This is a genomic window from Hymenobacter duratus (genome assembly GCF_014698995.1).
In the GTDB taxonomy this organism is placed as follows: domain Bacteria; phylum Bacteroidota; class Bacteroidia; order Cytophagales; family Hymenobacteraceae; genus Hymenobacter; species Hymenobacter duratus.
Genome location: NZ_JACWZZ010000001.1, coordinates 952,981 through 970,311, shown reverse-complemented (window position 1 = coordinate 970,311; position 17,331 = coordinate 952,981). Strand labels below are relative to the sequence as shown.

The following is a 17,331-nucleotide window of genomic DNA, read 5'->3' as shown; positions in this document are numbered from 1 at the left end:
ACAGTGCCATGCGCTGTATACATTTGATTTCACCTCCATGGAAAAGACCGAAAAAAAGCCCGCTGCGGCAAAGCCCGAACTACTAAACCGGGAGCTGAGCTGGCTGGCTTTCAACCGCCGCGTACTGCAGGAAGCCCAGAATCCGCAGGTGCCGCTGCTGGAGCGCCTCAAGTTCATGGCCATCTTCAGCAGCAACCTAGACGAGTACTTTAAGGTGCGCGTGGCTACGCTGCGGCGGCTGGTGAAACTCAAAAAGAAAACCCGCGCCAAGCTGGGCGAAGACCCTACCGAGCAGCTCAAGAACCTGCTGGATGAGGTGGGCCGGCAGCAGGAAGAATTCGGCGACACGTTCCGCAATGGTTTGCTGCCCGCACTACGCGAGCAGCATATTCACCTGGTATCGGAGCACGACCTGAGCGAGGAGCAGCGCAACTGGGTGCAGCAGTACTTCGAGCAGCACGTGCAGGATTTGCTTTCGCCCGTGATTCTGGATGAAAACCTGCACCACCTGTTTCTCAAGGACCAGACGGTGTATCTCACATTCTACCTCACGGAGCCAACCAGCACAGGTAAGAAGAAAAAGCACACCGACGACCAGCGCGTGATGGTGATGGAAATGCCCACCAAGCGCCACGGCAGCCGGTTTGTGCAGCTGCCCGTAGTAGGCGACGAACGGTTTGTGATGTTCCTCGACGACGTGGTGCGGTGCTGCGCCCACACGCTGTTTCCGAAGTTCGAAAAGGTGCAGGTGCACGCCATTAAGCTCTCCCGCGACGCCGAGCTCGATATCCAGGAGGAAGTGTCCGGCAACCTGATGGCCAAAATCAAGAGTAGCCTGCAGAAGCGCGAAACCGGCTACCCGGCCCGCCTGCTCTACGACCCGGCCATGCCCAAAGAGGTGCTCAAGGCCATTATGCAGAAGACCGGCATTGGCAAGGAGGAGCTCGTGGAAGGCAGCCGCTACCACAACTTCCGCGACTTTTTCGGCTTTCCTGATCTGGGCCTCACGCATCTGGTATACGAGCCGCACCCGCCGCTGCCGCACCCAACGCTGCCCCGCACCGGCAAAATGATACCGGCCATTGCCCTGCGCGACCATCTGCTGAACCTGCCCTATCAGTCGTTCGACTACGTGACACGCTTCATAACGGAAGCCGCACAGGATCCGCAGGTGAGCAGCATCAGCATCACGCTCTACCGCGTTTCGAGCAAAAGCGAAGTAGCCAAAGCACTGCTCAAAGCCGTGAAGCATGGCAAGCAAGTGACCGTGGTAGTAGAGCTGAAGGCCCGCTTCGATGAGGAGAGCAACATGTACTGGGCCGAGAAGCTGCAAAAGGCCGGAGCCAACGTTATCTATGGCATTCCGGAGTTGAAAGTACATAGCAAACTACTGCTTATTACGCGCGCCGAGGAAGGCCAGAACCGCCTCTACGCCTACCTGAGCACCGGCAACTTCAACGAAGTGACCAGCAGCATCTACGCCGACCACGGCTTGTTTACGAGTGACCCACGCCTGACCAGTGAAGTGGGTGAGGTGTTCCGCTATTTCCACGACCGGCAGGACAAAACCGGCCAGTTTGAGCACTTGCTGGTGGCACCGTTTGAGTTGCGCGAGCGGCTGAATGCGCTGATAGACGGCGAAATCAATCGGGCCAAAAAGGGCGAGGACGCCTACATCATTCTCAAGCTGAACGCCCTGCAGGACGAGCGCATGATTCTGAAGCTCTACGAAGCCAGCGAGGCGGGTGTGCGCATCGAGCTGCTTATCCGGGGCATTTCGTGCCTGATTCCGGGCCGGGCAGGCCAGAGCGAGAATATCAGCCAGCGCGGTATCGTGGACCGCTACCTGGAGCACGCCCGCATCTACGTATTCGGCAACGGCGGCGACGAGAAGCTGTACGTGGCCTCCTCCGACTGGATGGCCCGCAACCTGGACCGGCGCGTGGAAGTGGCCTTCCCGATTCTGCAACCAGAACTGCGCGCTGAAGTGCGCCACCTGCTGGACCTGCAACGCCAGGATAATGTGAAGTCGCGGGACTGGCAGAACAACTTTGTGGGCCAGGAGGAAGCTGAGGCTGGCCGCGTGCGGGCTCAGTTTGACACCTATGCCTACCTCAAAAAGCTGGCTTCCCGCCGCCGGAAACCAGCATAGGCACAGCTGCAAGCAGGATGATGAGCCGCTACAGCGCCACCTCTACTGTAAAAACCATATATTCAGGAGTAACGATTTGCATCAACAGTTGTGTTTGTTTCGCTTTAGATTTCCTCACCATGACATATACATCCGCTTCCGCCCTGCTTTCCACTCCCGCCACCACCATCAGCTTTCACGAGCTGAAGGTCTGGCCAGCCTGCTTCGCGGCCGTACTCAGCGGGAGCAAGCCCTTCGATGTGCGCTTCAACGACCGGCAGTACAAAGTAGGTGACGCCTTGCTGCTGCGCGAGTACGAACCCGAAAGCGAGCAGTACAGCGGCCGCAGCACAGAGCGTTGGGTCAGCTACCTGCTGCAGGGCGGCTCCTTTGGCCTCGAAGAAGGCTGGTGCGTGCTGGGGCTGGCCGAGCATCCGCCCCTCCCGGCCGGCGTCCATGATACGCGCCTATGGTAACGGACTGCCTCGGCCGCACCCGATCCGGAAAATCCGGCTGCTACGTGATGTAGCAGCCGGATTTTTTAGTGCCTGCGGTTTCCGCGCTTAACCTCCGGCCTAGTTGTTCTTGTCTTATTCGGCGGAAGCCTTCATTTTTGCCTGCCTGCAGAACGCCGGCAGCTTCGCACAACAGGTGCCGGCTGCACCTGGGCGAAGGCCGCAGCAGGCTCAAACGCCAACAGTTTTCCCACGTGCGTGTTGCTATGGAGTACCCACCGTTGGTTTACCCTCAAGTATCGTTCGGTCCGCACAGCGGGCTGGCCGAGCGGCGGCCCAATCTCCGCATTTCCTCTTATGTACGCTTCCTCTACTCTCAACATTCAGTACCGTCCCGACCTGGATTTGCTCACGGTCCGCTGGCTGGATGCTCTGCGCCCTGACCTTTTTCAACAGGACTATCATACCATTCTGGCAGAATCGCGCACCCACAATACAACCCGTTGGCTCGTGGATGTGCGCCGCCGCCCCCACCCTACTCCCGAAATGGCCGATTGGGCTACCAACGTGTGGCTACCGGAAGTGGTGGCGGCGCTGGCTCCGGTTCGGCCTCGCCTGGCCTACCTCATTTCGCCGAGCCGCGAAGAAGCTCTGAAGACCAGCCCTACGCTGCAGCAGAGTGTGCAGGCCGCCATCAGCCCTACGCGGGGCTACGACATAGCCATTTTCAACGACGAGGGCATAGCTACGGAATGGCTGCTGGCCTAGCCTTCTGCCTAAGGGAGGCAGCTGCCGGCCCGGCGTCACCCTACCCAAAAGCCCAGCAGGTAGTTGCGCAGCAGCAATAGCAGCAGCAGCATGTTCATACTGTAGAGGCTGAAGCGCACCAACCGGTAGCCGGTGCCGGCCCAAAGCCCCGTATAGCCCAGTACCAGCAAGGCCAGCAGCGGCCCTGACACAGCCGTGCCAGGCAGGCTTCGGAAGTACAGGACCGGCATTTGCCAGAGCCCGAGCAGCAGCACCAGTGCTAGTCCGCCGGCAGCGGTAGCAGCCAGCAAGAGCCCGGATGGCCTCTGCCGGGGCAGAAAGTAGTGCAGTAGTACCAAGAAAAACGGGGTGCACAACACGTAGCGTGCTACGCTAATAAGCGAGGTAGAGCCCCGAAGCAGCGGCGCATGCAGCAGCGTGTTGAGCACCGTTGCTGCCACAAAGCCGGCCGCAAACACGACTTCCGGAGCGGGGCGCTGCCGCTGTACCAGTACCCACAGCAGCCAGCAGCCCACAGCCAGCCCGACCAGTAGCGCCAACGTGTCGAGCAGCATTATGCCCTGGCTCACGCTGGTCAGGGACAGCGTTGGCAGCTTGAAAGCATGGCCCCAGTGCAGTTGTGTCTTCACATAAGCCTGCCACACGCCCGTGCTGCGCCATTGCTCCAGCATTACCAGCCCGATGCCTGCCGCCGCTGCCGCCATATACACGGCAGTGCGGCCCAGCCACCGGCGCCATTCTGCCGGGCAATGAGTAGTTTCGACCAGACCCAGCGCCACCGCCGCCGGCAGAAAGTACAGGGCTGAAGGACGCACTAGGCCTCCCAGCAGCATTCCTGCCACCACCAGCACGGGCCGCTGCCGGGCCAGCCCCAGCACTACCAGCGCTGCCGCCGCATAAAATAACGCCTCGGTATAGGGCACGTAGAAAAACACGCTGGTGGGCAGGGCCACAAACAGCCAGACCGCGGGCCACCACAGCCGCAGTTGCCGGGCCAGCCCATAGGTGGCCCCCAGCATGAGGGTGCCGTTCAGGATGCTGACACCTATCGGACCCAGCCCCAGCCACCGCCACAGGTAGGAAAAAAGCGGAAAGAAGCCTGTATTGCTCTTGGCATCGGCCTCAAAATGATACCCACCGGCCCGGATGCTTTCGTACCAAAGCGCGTCCCAGCGCAGCAGGCTGACCGAATGGGCAGGATAGTGCTGCAGGCACCACGCCACCAGTAGCACGGCCAGTGCTCCAGGCAGCAGAAGCAGGAAAACAGGCTTTCTCATGGAGCGGCGGTTGCTTGCCTTCTCTAGATACTAAATAGGCAGAGAGTTTCAAACCTGCGGGCAGTCTGCAGCGCTACCGTAGCCGGCCGTAGCGGCTGGTTTTTCCTGCCGCCTCAACGCTTGCCGAAGAGCGGACCAGTTCTGTATATTGTCAGGCTTTCCCCGCTCCCATGTCGTCGCCAGACATTTCCTGCTCTCTTCACCACCGTCCCGACCTGGGGCTGCTGGTAGCCCGCTGGCCTTCTGATGCCCCCGTGCACCGGCTCCAGACCGATTTTGAGGCGCTGCTGCGGGCCGCTTTGGGGAGCCACACGGGCCGCTGGCTGCTGGATGTGCGCCGCCGCGAGGCATTGCAGCCTGATTTTGCCCACTGGACCGTGCATGACTTCTTCCCGCGGGCGGCCACTGCGCTGGCACCACAGCCGCTACGCATAGCGGCCCTCTGCTCTCCTGCCCGCCTCACCGTCTACGATAGCAGCGCCGAGCAGCAAGCCATCCTTCAGGAAGGCACTGCCCCCGACCAGCACTACCGGCTGCGCCTGTTTCTGGATGAAGGCGCCGCTATTCAATGGCTTTCTGCCTGATACCGCTACGGTTGGCAGTACGTTGAAACGCAAACAAGGGCCTCCATCCTGGCTGACAGACGAAGGCCCTTGTTTGCGTTTGACGGCTACGGTGCACTAGCGCGGAGCAGTGCTGTTTTTCAGAAATTTACGGGGCGGCACAATAAATATTTCCAGCGAGGCATAAGGAGCCCCGGCAAACTTGCTGTCAACGATTTTCTCCCGGTCGGCGTTGGTACGGTCGAAGGCGTCGAAGGCATAGTTGTAGCGGTAGCCGCCTTCTACTCCGAACCAGATGAAGTCGTAGATTTCCCTCTCCCAGCGGCCCCGGAATTTCACCTCGGTTTCGCGGAGCTCCAGCGTCCGGAGCGGACTTTTGTCAGAGAGGGCCAGGCCGTTTTCAGGGTTTTTGCGCGTCAGCTCGTTGCGCAGCTTGATGATGTAGTTGAAGCCATCAACCGAGTAGCCGGCAAAGAACAGGGAGCGGGGCGAAGCATTGTAGCGCATGGTAATGCGAGCCGGAAACAGCGCCTCCACGCCCCACCGGTTGTTGAAAGTGCGGTTATAGAGCACTGCCGGATAGATGCTCTGCCGCCCGAAGGTGTAGCCCAACTGCGCCCCGATACCCCATGAAAAAGTAGGACTGCGCTTCCAGCCATACAGAAACTCCGACGACACGCGCAAATAATCCGACACGTTCAGCTCTGAGGAAGTATAGTCGCCGCTCAGCTCGCCCTTTATGCGGAAGATGTACCAATTATCGGTGTTCACTGGCCGGATGACGGCCAGCTGCGCGCCCAGCGTTTTGAGCGCCTTGTTCTCAATATTGTCGTAGAGTTCGTAGTTGGTGGGGCTCTGCTTGAACTGGAACTCCTCCCGCTCGTAGTTGACGCCCAGAATCAGCTTCAGGTGCGGGCGGTTGAGCATCGGAATATAGCCCTTGATGACGAGCCGGGCGTTCTTTTCGGCATTGGCGGAGTAGTCCTGCAGCCCTACCACCTGAGCATCCGAATTGACCTTGAACGTGGGCATCCGTTCGTAGTGAAAAATCAGGCCCTTACTAGGGCCCATTCCCACAACCGAAGGCGTGGCAAACTCCTGCTGATCAATGGCACCGCTGGCTGTTGTGTCGCCGGGGGTGGGCGCAGGTGGCGGAAATACCTGAGCAGCGGCCGGAACAGAAGCAGCGCCCAGCAGCGCAAAAAGGGGCAAAGCACGCAACAGACGTGCCCGTTGAATAGCGGTAGTACGCATAAGCAGGAAATCAGCCAACAACAGGTGGAATCTTGGTTCTTAACGAAGGAGTGCGCAAAAAGGCTGGGTTTGTACCGGCATTTTCTTGCTGCGCCCACGCCGGGGTTTGTGACCATGAAAAAGCCCGACCCATGAAGCGGGCCGGGCCTTTTTTATGAAGGATGAACCGCCGGGCTGGTGGCTAGAACAGGAAGTCGAAGCCCACGAAAAGCAGGTTTTCCTCACCCACCGAATACGTAGCGTTGATGACGGCCTGCTTCAGAACATCGACCCATACGCCCCCTCCAAAACCGGTGTGAAAGGCTTTGGCACCATCTTTCACATCGTACTGCGAATACACCCGCGCTGCATCGGCGAGGCCCATAATCCCGAATTTGCCGGGGACCAGATAGGCATTGAATTCAAAGAGCTGCAGCCGGACCTCGGCATTGGCAAAAACAGACGAGCGGCCGGCGTAGCGCGTGCGGCGGTAGCCGCGCAGGTTGGTAGTGCCGCCCAGCGTGTTGGCTTGGTAGAAGCGGTAGTCGCCGAAGTTGCGGTTGCCCCCAATACGGCCTGCCCACGTCAGTTGGAACGGGAAGTTGGGCGTGAGGTAGAAGCGGAATTCGGAAGCCATCCGGCCGTATCTGAGCTGCTCGGCATTCAGCTGGTAGTTGTACTCGATTGAGTTGTACCAGCGCAGGCCAATCCGGGGGTTTTTCGGCGACGAAGCCGCATCAATATTGAGGTAGGCGCGGCCACCCAGGTACCGGTTCAGCTGGAAGTCGGAGGATCGGATGCCTAGCGCGGCACCGCTGGTACCGTTGTTGTTCTCATCGAGGCCCAGCGCAATCTGGCTGCCGATGGGGTTGCGCTCTACCCGAAACTGGTCGTATTGCGGACCAAAACCGATGTTGAGGAAGCTGAACAGGTCGCGTTCCAGCACGGGGCTCACGTAGAGCCGCGAGAAGCGTACCCGGTACGTGTCGTTGATGTCGCGGGCCCGGGTGTCGCTGTCGTCGGAGAGGATGTTTTCCGTGTCGTTGCCTTCCCCGAAGTAGTTGTAGAGCAGCTGCGGGCCATAGAACTGAGCATTTACCCGCAGGTCGTACTTGCCAATCATGTCTACAAAGTGGCCCAGGTAGCGCACGTTGTAGGCCTGTTGCGAGGGCGAATAGTTGGCGGCCAGGCTCTGCTCTGAAGCATAGGGCTCCTTGCGGAAGCCATAGGTGCGGTAGATAGCGCCGCCCCCGAAGAACAGCCGGTCGTCTACGTTGTACCCAAAATAGAGCGTAGGGCCGAAGTAGTTCAGGGTGTAATCCTTGCGGTCGGAGCGGTTGTGCACGTCGTAGCGGCTCACGTCAATGCCGGGCTCGGTGCGCAGGCGCGTGTCACGGCCGGGAACTATCACGTTGCCGGTGTCGGCGTCGTAGATGTGGGTGTAGTGCCGGAAGCCCGCCACGTTTGAGCGGTCCACGATGGAGTCGCGGCCCGTGCCGGCAATAACGCGTACCCGCGGGCCACTTTTTACGTCGCCTTTCAGGTCGTATATATCGTTGCCATCGAACCCGTAGAGGCGCAGTTCCTTGGTCACCTTGTTGTCGAAGGTGCGGTCGAACAGCATCTTGGTCAGCTCGCCTTCCTTGTTGATCTTTTGCACCGACACGCGGGTCTTGTCCTCGGGCAGGCGCTCCACTACAAATTTCTCGCGCTTCTTAGAGCCTTTTACCTCCGTCACGCGGCTCAGCAGGGTGTAGTAGTTGGCGGCCACTTCGGGCAGCAGGTCACGGCGCTTCTTCAGCTTCCCGATGATTTCCTGCGCGTGCAGGTCGTAGATCTGCTGGGGCCACCGCTCCCGGAATGCCTTTTCAATCACCTCGTCGGTGAGGCCGGCCTTCATGTCGTTTGCTTCCTTCACCCACTGCTCCTTCGTCACGGAAGCCAGGTACACCCGGTCGTTGCTAAGAGCTGTCAGGTTCAGGCCTTTCCAGTCCGCATAGTCGTCGCCGAAGTTCTGGAAGTTGCGGATGGCCCACTTGCGCGAAGCCAGATACGGAAACAACCCGTCGCCTTTGAAAAACGCTACGTCGCGGTCCTCGGGCACGGCCGTGAATTTCCGGTCGCCGTCTTTGTCCTTTTTCTCGGCCCAGCGCCACTGGTCCTCGTGCCGGTCCCAGTCGCCAATCCACATATCGAAAAGGCGCGTGCGGGCAAAAGCTTTTTCGTTGACGCGGTTGTCGTTGTCGTCGGTGATGCGCTCAAACACCTTATCGGTGCCCACCAGGTTTTTGGCGTTGCCCAGCGAAGCGACGTCGCTCTGGTCGTCTTTGGCATCTTCCTCGATGGCGCCCGGCGTGTTGCCAAACCGTTCAAGGTACTGCCCCAGCAGCGGGTCCTGCGGAATGTAGCGCAGCTCCGGGTTGGTGTGCAGAATATCGGCGGCCTCCGCCAACGGCGGTATCGGCAGCGAAGAATACGGGTGCTGCGCCGAAATCTGATCCTGCAGAATGTCGGCGGCAGCGCCCGTGCGCAGCGCTTCCGGCAGCACCGCCGACGGATCTTTGTTGAGGCTGCGGATGGTGAAGTTGCGGCCTTCCTCGTTGCGCACTTTCAGCGAAGCAGTCTGCTTTCCACCCCCGATTTTGTAGGGCGTCAGGCCGCCCTTCTCAGTGGCCAGATCCAGTACCGGGAATGTCACCGGCGTCGCCCACTCCTTGCGGTAGTGTTCCCCGAACAGAAACTTATGGAATTTGCCCCGCTCCTCATACCTCGTGTTCACGGCCACCGTCACGGTACTGTCGCGGAAGTTGGGGCGCTTGCCGGCCAGCGGCACGGCTACGCTGTCAGTCGCAACCGGAGTCTGGGCATAGAGCGGGGTGCGGAACACCAGGCGCCCGGTTTCGCCGGCATCATTCGGAATCCAGAACTCTACCCAGGCCTGTCCGTCGTCGTAGTAGTTGACCCGCGCGAAGCCTTTTTCCTTGTCCGAGAAATGCGCGTTGGCGTCGCGGCCGGTACGCACGTGCTGGGTTTTGCAACCCGAGCCGCTCACAATCTGGTGGTAGGTATCGGCCTTGAAATACTGCAGGTTGTGCTCGTGCCCGGCGGCGTACACGATGTTGGGGTGCTTGGCAAAAATATCTTCCAACCCTTTCTTATACGCCTGATAAAGCGGGTGCGGAATGTCCTGCGAAATCCCGCCGTATTTGCGCGCAAACGGGTACACCGAGCCGATGATGGGCAGCGGCAGAAACGCGTACTTGTAGACGATGGAGAGCGGGAAGATATGGTCACCGAGCGTGAAGAAGCCGCCGTGGATACCATCGGACTGGATCGGGTGGTGCGCCACCACCATGATGTTCTTGTCCTTGTTCTGGTTGATGATGTCTTCGAGCTGCGTAAAGAAATCTGTCTCGTTGGCTACACCACAGCCGCTGTTGGAGCCGTAGGGCCGCTCGGCTTCGCCCTGCAGAAACCACTGCGAGTTGATGGCAATCAGCACCACGTTGTCCTGCAGGCGCACCTCAAACGGACCGGGGCAGGCATCACGCGGAATGAAAAAGTCGCCGGTGTAGGAGAAAGCCGCCGAATCGTTGGTCATGAAATTCTCCACGAAGCGCTGCTGGCGGTTCACTTGGTCTACGGCGCCCTTGTTGCCCTGCTTCCAGTCGTGGTTGCCAGGAATCATATATTTCTCACCGGCGTAGTTGCGCAGCACGTTCAGCTGATCCACAATGCGACGCTCCGATTCTTTGCGGTCGTAAGCGCCTTCTTCGGGCATGCCGTACTCGTAGATATTGTCGCCGAGGTAGATGGTGGTGCTTTTGCTGCCGGCCGAGAGAATCTGCTTGCGCAGATAGTTCAGGGAAGGCTCGCCGCCCTTAGCCGTTTCAATGGGCTTACCCACGTCCCCGATCAGGAAGACTGAGTAGCGGATACGCGCGCTGTCGGGCGGCGTTTTGGCTTCCCAGTTTTCGGCGCCATGGTGGTAGTTGGGCCGGGTGGTGTGAGGTGTCTGCGTTGGCTTCTGGGCCCATACCGGGGCCGTACAGGCCGTCAGCACCAGGCCACAAGACAATAAAAAGCGCTTCATAGAAAGGCTATAGGAAGAAAGTTCGGGTACGAACCCCGTCGGCTGGCGGCCGGCTCGTTCAGGTAGTTCGCAGAAATACGAGTAACTTCCCCAAACGGCTAACCTAGTCCAGCGTCCAAATCAGGCCGGGTGCCTGCCCTACGCAATCTAACACTATACGGTTGAGCAGCGCCAGAAAAACCCCGCCGCCTGATTCGCGTTGAAAGTCGGTCGGGAGGCCTCTGCCACCGTTGCACACCCTTTCTTCCTCCATGGAACCCACGGAAACGCTCCAGCTCCCCAAAGCCGAAAAATCAGAGATTCTGAAGCAGGCCAAGGCTTATATTACGCAGTTGCTCGAGGCTAAGCTCCCGAAGCAGATAGTCTACCATTCGCTGGCCCATACCACGGCTGTGGTAAAGGAAGCGCGCAAGCTGGGAGAAGATGCCGGCCTGAACGCCCCCGACCAGGAGGCGCTGCTACTGGCCGCCTGGTTTCATGATGCGGGCTACATTGAAGTATACGATGGGCACGAATACCGCAGCATGGAACTGGCAGAGCAGTGGCTAAGCCAGCAGGGCTACCCGGCCGAGCGCATTACCTTGGTGAAGGAGACCATCCGGGGCACGCACCGCAACGAAGAGTGTGAAACTCAGCTGCAGCAACTGCTGGCTGATGCCGATATGAGCGGCATGGGCCGGGAAGACTTCTTCGCCAATGCGGAGCTGCTACGGGCCGAATGGGAAACTACGCTGGGCAAGACCTATTCCAATGTGGAGTGGGCCGAGTCGCAGCTGGACTTTCTGCATTCGGCCAAGTTCCACACGGAGGTAGCCAACAGCCGCTATCAGGAGCAGTTCAAGGCCAACATCAAGGAGCAGCGCGACCGGCTGAAAAAGACCGAGAAGAAAAAGAAAAAGAAGACCGAAGAAGAAACCGGCACTTTTGCAGAGCCCAAGCGCGGCATCGAAACGATGTTCCGCACCATGTACAGCAACCACATGAAGCTCTCGGACATGGCCGATAAAAAGGCTAACATGATGATTAGCCTCAATGCTGTGCTGCTGTCGGTTATCATTACCTACCTCGGAGCCAAGGCCGGTACCAAGTCCGGCGTGTTGAGCCCTACCATTATGAACAATCCGGTGCTTACCATCCCCATCGGGCTGCTGCTGGCTACGGCGCTGGGCTCAGTGGTATCGGCCATTCTGTGCGCCCAGCCCGATGTCACCAGTTTCAAATGGTTGAAGCGCAGCCCTCAGATTGCGACAAACCGCCGTGTAAACCTGCTGTTCTTCGGCAACTTTAATAAGCTCAGCCTCGACGATTTTCAGCATGGCATGAACGAGCTGATGGGCCAGAAAGACGCCCTGTACACCAATATGGTAACGGATATCTACTACCTCGGCGACGTGCTGACGCGCAAGTACCGGCTGCTGCGCATCAGCTACACCATCTTCATGGTCGGGCTGATTCTGACGGCGCTGTCCTTCGGTATTGCCCTGCTCTACAAGATGTAAGCCCGTTTGGGCAGTCTTCCGTTTCGGGCTACCTTTGCACCGGTTCGCCGGCTGCGTAGTTCAACGGATAGAATAGGCGTTTCCTAAACGCTTGATATGGGTTCGATTCCCGTCGCGGCTACTCTCAAAAAACCCTCTTTGCTGTCTGCAATGAGGGTTTTTTATTTTATGCGAATAAATAGCACGGCCCGGAACGCCGATAGTTGACAAGGAATACCGATTTTGTTACATCAAACCAACCCATGGCGCCGGTTATCGTCGTACATGGTCCACGCTCTGAGTACCCTGCTTACACACCTTTTTGCCCGCTAGTTACCCGTAATGGAATGCCTCTTCCTGTCCCCGGCGCCGCATGGCCGCCGGGTTTGCCTGTATGCCGTGCCCGATGGCATCCCCTTGTACTTCAAACATACCGAACTCACTCAGCAACCCGAATACCAGACCCGATGGCGGGGCAACCCCGCCCTGATTTCTGAAGAAGAGGCCCAGCGCTGGGTAGCGCGACACCCCACCAATCCGGCGCTTTTCCTCGATTATCAGCAACCTGACAAAGGCGGCCCCGGCCTTCAGACGGCCCGTGCGTCGTTTCTTTCGGCAGTAGCCAAGCTGGCCGCCGGGCTAGAATACTCGCCGGGCAGCATTCCGGAGGAGATTCTGATAGGCGAAGAACCAGAGTAGGTACTACTCGCTCAGCAACCCATTGGAGACGGCGAACTTGATGAGGGCGGCGGTGTTTTTGGCCTGGGTTTTCTCGATGATGTTCTGGCGGTGGGTTTCGATCGTGCGCTTGCTGGTGAAGAGGCGGTCGGCAATTTCGGCGTTGGTCAGCCCTTCGGCAATCAGCCGCAGCACCTCCAGCTCGCGCTTCGATAAGTCGCCGGATTTGCCCCGATTTTCGTGCGGGGCCGCCACGCTGCGCACCAGCTTGTAGAGCATATCTATCCCTACCTCCGTACACAGAAAAGGCCGGCCGGCCGCTACCGTGCGGATACCGTGCGTAATTTCTGCGATATCGGCATTCTTCAGCACGTAGCCCGTAGCGCCGGCTTCCAGCATGCGGTGCACATAGTTCTCGTGGTCGAGCATGGACAGCACCAGCACGCGCACATCCGGGTATTCGTCGTGCAGCCGTTTCATGGTAGCAAAGCCATCCAGCACGGGCATGTTAATGTCCATCAGCACTACGTCAGCCGGCGTGGTGGGCAGCATGCTGAGCAGCTCTTCGCCATTAGAAGCCTCTCCTACTACCTCCAGGTCGGGCTGCATGCTGAGCAGTGCCCGAATACCATCGCGCAGAATCGTGTGGTCATCGGCTAAGAATACTCGAATCATATACTGGGGCGCGAAAAGTATGGATTTGCGGGCAGTCGGATAGCGCAAGCGCACCTGTACGGCATACGAAAATCAACACCGGATGTACAGGCGGAACGGGTAAAAACCGGCTTAGGTTCAGTGAATACCCAAGCGCGGCTTCGGCCCGAATCCAAACCTCAACTGTAGCTGGAGGCAGCAGCCGGCGGTTTTGGGGTAGATGCCCGTTATGATGGAGCCAGGAGCGGCAATAGGTAGGCGCCGCGTATTTATACGGATAAAACCAGCATTCCGGCAGCGGCTATATCAGGGTAAATACTGCTTTTAAAGCCTGTATTCGGCCCCGTGGGGCATATGTTATACTTTCGGCCACGGCTGACCCAACGCTCACTGGGCAGGCCCCTTTTTCATTCCCTGGCCAAGAAACGGTAAGCGGCACCTTCTGTCAGGGTTTCTATTCGCTTAGGATGATTCGCGTACTAGTAGCCGATGACCATCCCATTATCCGGGACGGCATTCGGTCCTTGCTCCAACACGAGCCCACACTGACCATGGCAGGGGAAGCCAGCGACGGGCAGGCCCTGCTTGATCTGCTGCGCACCACGCCGGCTGATATCGTAGTGCTGGACCTGAACATGCCCGGCCTGAGCGGCTTCGACACGATTCCGCTCCTGCGCGAGCAATACCCGGAACTGCACATTCTGGTGCTGTCCATGCTCGATAATGAGCAGTACATAGCGCAGGTGCTGCGTTGTGGCGCACTGGGCTATGCGCTCAAAAATACAGACCGCGCTGAACTGATTTATGCTATAACCACCGTGGCGCGCGGCCTGCCGTATCTCAGCACCACTATTGCGCTGGACCTGCTGCGCAAGCTGCACCGCGCTACCGGCGCACCTGCCGAGCTTCTCCGCCCCCAGAACGGCCTCTCAAATCGGGAGCTGGAGGTGCTGCGGCTGATTGCCGAAGGGCTGACCAACGCCGAAATTGCCGACCGCCTCTTCACCAGCAAGCGCACGATCGAAACCCACCGCCAGAACATCATCGAGAAAACCCAGGCCAAAAACACCGCCGCCCTCATCAAGTTCGCCGTCTCCAACGGGCTGGTGTAGCAGGCTAGCACAGCGGGCAGGCTGCCCGCAAGGCCCGGTAGTACTCGGCGGCAGCCCGTATTTATAACTACACTGAAAATCAGTAGTTAGCTCTTTTTTATTTACCAATATCGTTATACTTTTACAGCATCAGATAGTACAATGCCTGCACCGGAAAAAGTTAGTACGGCGGGCATACGGCCTCCTGATGGTGACCGAACGAAAACTGCTGGAGCAGTGCTTACTGCCAGGTTGCCTTGTGGGGATGCGTGTAGCTGTTGGGAATTAACTAAAAAGAGGCTTCTATGCTGGATGTGTACCGCGAGATTTTGCCAGACAGCTACCTGCTGATTCTGACTGATGTACCACATGCACCGGAAAACGAGGCGCTTCGGCGGGCCCTGCACCGGGCCGGCACCAGCGGCAAGGCCAGTGTGTGGGTAGACTGCAGCCAGCTGCCCGAACTACCGGCAGCGGCCCTTCAGCTGCTGGGCACCTACTACGAAACCTTGCGCAACAGGCATATACAGCTGGTTCTTTGCCATCTGGCCGACGGGCTATGCGAGGCTATTGAAGCCCTGCCCTGGGCGCAGCGCCCTCCGGTGGTAGCCACGCTGCTGGAGGCGGCCTGCTATTGCCGCTCTCAGCCCGGAGGCATGCGCCGCACCGCTATAGCAGCATAGCCAGGCTGCTAACCGTAAGCGCGACGATGGCCGTGTTGAAGCCAAACGACAGCAACGCGTGCAGCAAGGTCAGCCGGCGCAGAGTGCGGCCCGAAACCCCGACGTCTGCCGTCTGGGCGGCCATGCCGATGGTGAAAGAGTAGTAGGCGAAATCGAGGTAATCGGGCTCCTTTTCGGCTCCCGGAAACTCCAGACCGCCTTCTTTTCGGCCATTATCGGTGTCATAGAACAGATGGGCGTAGCGCAGGGTAAACAGCGTATGCACCAGCAGCCAGGCCACCAGCACGCCCCCAATCCCGACTACAGCCGGCCACACTTGCACCCCGTGCCCAGGTAAGCGCGTAGAGGCCAGCAGCGTTACAATAGCCAGCAGGCTGGCACTCGATGCGGCCAGCACAAACCCAAAGGACAGCACGCGTCCCGGATCCTCCCGCGTGGCAATGCGCCGGATATGGCCTACATCGGCAGTGAGGATGATGCCCCAGGTGATGAGCAGCGTAGTCAGGGCGAATACGTCCCAGGCGGCCGTGAGCCGTAATAGCAGCGGCCAGGCAGCGGGCACCATCATGTAGAGCAGCCCCGCTGGCAACACCCCGATAGACAGGCGCTTCCAGGCGGCCAGCAGTTCCAGCTGATGCAGGGCGGCCCACCCGCGGGCCGGAGCAGAAGAAGCCATAAGCACGACCGAATAAAATATTCTGCGTAAGCTACGGCATCTCAACCGTTGCCCGCATGAACTCAGCTCCGCTTTCCGGCCTCTACGCGCCTTCGCTCAGCCTCCTCACCGACCTCTACCAAGTCACAATGGCGTATGGCTACTGGCAACAGGGCCTGCAGGACCGAGAGGCCGTTTTCCATCTGTACTTTCGCCGGCCGCCTTTCCAGGGAGGTTATGCCGTGGCGGCCGGGCTGGCGTATGCCGTCGATTTTCTGCAGAACCTGCGTTTTTCGGAAGATGACCTTGCGTACCTGGGGAGCTTGCAGGGCGCAAAAGGCGGCGCCATGTTTCCTGCGGAGTTTCTGGACTACCTGCGCGAGCTGCGTTTCAGCTGTGATGTAGATGCCATTGCGGAAGGCACGGCCGTATTTGCCAACGAGCCCCTGATTCGGGTGCAGGGGCCGCTGCTGCAGGCCCAGCTGGTGGAAACGGCCCTGCTCACGCTCGTAAATTTTCAGACGCTGATAGCCACCAAAGCGGCCCGCATCCGGGAAGCGGCCGGCTCCGACACGGTACTGGAGTTCGGCCTGCGCCGGGCTCAGGGCTTCGACGGGGGCCTGAGTGCCAGCCGGGCGGCGTATCTGGGCGGCGTTGATGCCACATCCAACGTGCTGGCCGGGCAGCGGTTCGGAATTCCGGTGAAAGGCACCCATGCTCACAGCTGGATTATGGCGTTTGAAAACGAGGAAGAAGCCTTCACTGCGTATGCGAAAGCCTTTCCTGACGACTCTGTGTTTCTGGTAGACACCTACGACACGCTGGAAGGCGTGCGGAAGGCTATCAGCGTGGCCCGCCAGATGCGCGCCCGTGGGCATGAGCTGGGCGGCATCCGCCTCGATTCCGGCGACCTAGCTTACCTCAGCCGTGAGGCCCGCACCTTGCTCAATGAAGCCGGTTTCCCCGATGTGCGCATCGTGGCCAGCAACGACCTCGAAGAAAACCTCATTACCAGCCTCAAGCTGCAGGGCGCCCGGATAGATACCTGGGGCATCGGCACGCAGCTGGTGACGGCCTACGACCAGCCGGCACTGGGTGGCGTGTACAAGCTGGCCGCCCTGCGCAAACCCGACGATTCCGGCTGGGACTTCACCATCAAGCTCTCCGAGCAGTTGGCCAAAACCAGCATTCCGGGCATTCTGCAGGTGCGGCGCTACGAAAGCGAGGCCGGCCAGGCCCGCGCCGACATGCTCTACAATACGGCCGAACCCCTGCCCGAGCAGCTTACCCTCGTTGATCCGCTGGATGCGACGCGCCGCCGCACGGTACGTCCCGAGGCCCCCTACCGGGAGCTGCTGAAGCCCGTGTTTCGGCGCGGCAAGCTGGTGCACCAGCTCCCTACGCTGGCTGAAAGCAGGGCGCATGCGCAACGCGAAATAAGTAGCCTGGACCCCAGCATCCGTCGGTTCCTAAACCCGCACACCTATCCGGTGGGCCTGGAGGAAAGCCTGAACACCTTCCGCACCAACCTGATTCTGGAGAAACGCCCGCAGCAGAAAACGTAGCGGGCAG

The 17,331-nt window shown here is 59.3% G+C and carries 14 protein-coding genes and 1 tRNA gene; 10 read left to right on the top strand and 5 right to left on the bottom strand.

All coding sequences use genetic code 11. The annotated features are described in order from the left end of the window. The first annotated feature begins 37 nt into the window (after positions 1–37). The 3 genes from ppk1 to IC231_RS03995 all read left to right on the top strand — a co-directional run bounded on the left by ppk1 (position 38) and on the right by IC231_RS03995 (position 3,354). Entirely contained in the window at positions 38–2,152 is a 2,115-nt protein-coding gene (gene ppk1 / locus IC231_RS04005; RefSeq protein ID WP_190783300.1) for a polyphosphate kinase 1, read from the top strand. A gap of 119 nt (positions 2,153–2,271) precedes the next feature. Next, positions 2,272–2,607, top strand: a complete 336-nt coding sequence (locus IC231_RS04000) for an ASCH/PUA domain-containing protein (protein WP_190783299.1) — start codon at positions 2,272–2,274, stop codon at positions 2,605–2,607. A gap of 336 nt (positions 2,608–2,943) precedes the next feature. Continuing rightward, the gene (locus IC231_RS03995; RefSeq protein WP_190783298.1) at positions 2,944–3,354 is read left to right on the top strand and encodes a hypothetical protein; all 411 of its coding nucleotides are present in this window, start codon (positions 2,944–2,946) and stop codon (positions 3,352–3,354) included. Positions 3,355–3,389: 35 nt separating this feature from the next. Here the strand turns inward: IC231_RS03995 and IC231_RS03990 are convergent, their stop codons facing one another. Next, positions 3,390–4,631 (bottom strand): hypothetical protein, encoded by a 1,242-nt coding sequence (locus IC231_RS03990; protein ID WP_190783297.1) that lies wholly within the window; start codon positions 4,629–4,631, stop codon positions 3,390–3,392. Between the two features lie 170 nt (positions 4,632–4,801). On the opposite strand from IC231_RS03990, the gene IC231_RS03985 reads away from it, so the two are divergent. Then, positions 4,802–5,215, top strand: coding sequence for a hypothetical protein (locus tag IC231_RS03985; RefSeq protein WP_190783296.1), 414 nt, complete (start codon positions 4,802–4,804; stop codon positions 5,213–5,215). 96 nt (positions 5,216–5,311) lie between these two features. Here IC231_RS03985 and IC231_RS03980 read toward each other — a convergent pair whose 3' ends face one another. Further along, positions 5,312–6,448 (bottom strand): DUF6268 family outer membrane beta-barrel protein, encoded by a 1,137-nt coding sequence (locus tag IC231_RS03980; protein ID WP_190783295.1) that lies wholly within the window; start codon positions 6,446–6,448, stop codon positions 5,312–5,314. Between the two features lie 181 nt (positions 6,449–6,629). Then, positions 6,630–10,520 carry a metallophosphoesterase gene (locus tag IC231_RS03975; protein WP_190783294.1) on the bottom strand — a complete coding sequence of 1,297 codons (3,891 nt, stop codon included), beginning with the start codon at positions 10,518–10,520 and terminating at the stop codon, positions 6,630–6,632. Between the two features lie 251 nt (positions 10,521–10,771). On the opposite strand from IC231_RS03975, the gene IC231_RS03970 reads away from it, so the two are divergent. From IC231_RS03970 to IC231_RS03960, 3 genes are all read left to right on the top strand, one after another. Then, on the top strand, positions 10,772–12,019 hold the full coding sequence (locus tag IC231_RS03970) for a Pycsar system effector family protein (protein WP_190783293.1): 1,248 nt from the start codon (positions 10,772–10,774) through the stop codon (positions 12,017–12,019). A 49-nt stretch (positions 12,020–12,068) separates the two neighbouring features. Next, positions 12,069–12,140, top strand: a tRNA-Arg gene (locus IC231_RS03965). Between the two features lie 200 nt (positions 12,141–12,340). Continuing rightward, positions 12,341–12,697, top strand: a complete 357-nt coding sequence (locus IC231_RS03960) for a hypothetical protein (protein WP_190783292.1) — start codon at positions 12,341–12,343, stop codon at positions 12,695–12,697. A gap of 3 nt (positions 12,698–12,700) precedes the next feature. Here the strand turns inward: IC231_RS03960 and IC231_RS03955 are convergent, their stop codons facing one another. Continuing rightward, positions 12,701–13,351 carry a response regulator transcription factor gene (locus IC231_RS03955; RefSeq protein ID WP_190783291.1) on the bottom strand — a complete coding sequence of 217 codons (651 nt, stop codon included), beginning with the start codon at positions 13,349–13,351 and terminating at the stop codon, positions 12,701–12,703. Positions 13,352–13,797: 446 nt separating this feature from the next. Between IC231_RS03955 and IC231_RS03950 the strand changes: the two genes are divergently transcribed. Both IC231_RS03950 and IC231_RS03945 read left to right on the top strand, forming a co-directional pair. Further along, on the top strand, positions 13,798–14,442 hold the full coding sequence (locus IC231_RS03950) for a response regulator (RefSeq protein WP_190783290.1): 645 nt from the start codon (positions 13,798–13,800) through the stop codon (positions 14,440–14,442). A gap of 284 nt (positions 14,443–14,726) precedes the next feature. Further along, positions 14,727–15,104 carry an STAS domain-containing protein gene (locus IC231_RS03945; protein ID WP_190783289.1) on the top strand — a complete coding sequence of 126 codons (378 nt, stop codon included), beginning with the start codon at positions 14,727–14,729 and terminating at the stop codon, positions 15,102–15,104. Here IC231_RS03945 and IC231_RS03940 read toward each other — a convergent pair. Beyond that, positions 15,091–15,780 (bottom strand): DUF1345 domain-containing protein, encoded by a 690-nt coding sequence (locus tag IC231_RS03940; protein ID WP_190783288.1) that lies wholly within the window; start codon positions 15,778–15,780, stop codon positions 15,091–15,093. The genes IC231_RS03945 and IC231_RS03940 overlap by 14 nt on opposite strands. Positions 15,781–15,836: 56 nt before the next feature. Between IC231_RS03940 and IC231_RS03935 the strand changes: the two genes are divergently transcribed. Further along, the gene (locus IC231_RS03935) at positions 15,837–17,324 is read left to right on the top strand and encodes a nicotinate phosphoribosyltransferase (protein WP_190783287.1); all 1,488 of its coding nucleotides are present in this window, start codon (positions 15,837–15,839) and stop codon (positions 17,322–17,324) included. Positions 17,325–17,331: the final 7 nt, after the last annotated feature.

Bases quoted from the DNA above. Each gene is read 5' to 3' on its own strand.
- ppk1 (WP_190783300.1), top strand. From the start codon at position 38: ATGGAAAAGACCGAAAAAAAGCCCGCTGCGGCAAAGCCCGAACTACTA.
- IC231_RS04000 (WP_190783299.1), top strand. From the start codon at position 2,272: ATGACATATACATCCGCTTCCGCCCTGCTTTCCACTCCCGCCACCACC.
- IC231_RS03995 (WP_190783298.1), top strand. From the start codon at position 2,944: ATGTACGCTTCCTCTACTCTCAACATTCAGTACCGTCCCGACCTGGAT.
- IC231_RS03990 (WP_190783297.1), bottom strand. From the start codon at position 4,631: ATGAGAAAGCCTGTTTTCCTGCTTCTGCTGCCTGGAGCACTGGCCGTG.
- IC231_RS03985 (WP_190783296.1), top strand. From the start codon at position 4,802: ATGTCGTCGCCAGACATTTCCTGCTCTCTTCACCACCGTCCCGACCTG.
- IC231_RS03980 (WP_190783295.1), bottom strand. From the start codon at position 6,448: ATGCGTACTACCGCTATTCAACGGGCACGTCTGTTGCGTGCTTTGCCC.
- IC231_RS03975 (WP_190783294.1), bottom strand. From the start codon at position 10,520: ATGAAGCGCTTTTTATTGTCTTGTGGCCTGGTGCTGACGGCCTGTACG.
- IC231_RS03970 (WP_190783293.1), top strand. From the start codon at position 10,772: ATGGAACCCACGGAAACGCTCCAGCTCCCCAAAGCCGAAAAATCAGAG.
- IC231_RS03960 (WP_190783292.1), top strand. From the start codon at position 12,341: ATGGAATGCCTCTTCCTGTCCCCGGCGCCGCATGGCCGCCGGGTTTGC.
- IC231_RS03955 (WP_190783291.1), bottom strand. From the start codon at position 13,351: ATGATTCGAGTATTCTTAGCCGATGACCACACGATTCTGCGCGATGGT.
- IC231_RS03950 (WP_190783290.1), top strand. From the start codon at position 13,798: ATGATTCGCGTACTAGTAGCCGATGACCATCCCATTATCCGGGACGGC.
- IC231_RS03945 (WP_190783289.1), top strand. From the start codon at position 14,727: ATGCTGGATGTGTACCGCGAGATTTTGCCAGACAGCTACCTGCTGATT.
- IC231_RS03940 (WP_190783288.1), bottom strand. From the start codon at position 15,780: ATGGCTTCTTCTGCTCCGGCCCGCGGGTGGGCCGCCCTGCATCAGCTG.
- IC231_RS03935 (WP_190783287.1), top strand. From the start codon at position 15,837: ATGAACTCAGCTCCGCTTTCCGGCCTCTACGCGCCTTCGCTCAGCCTC.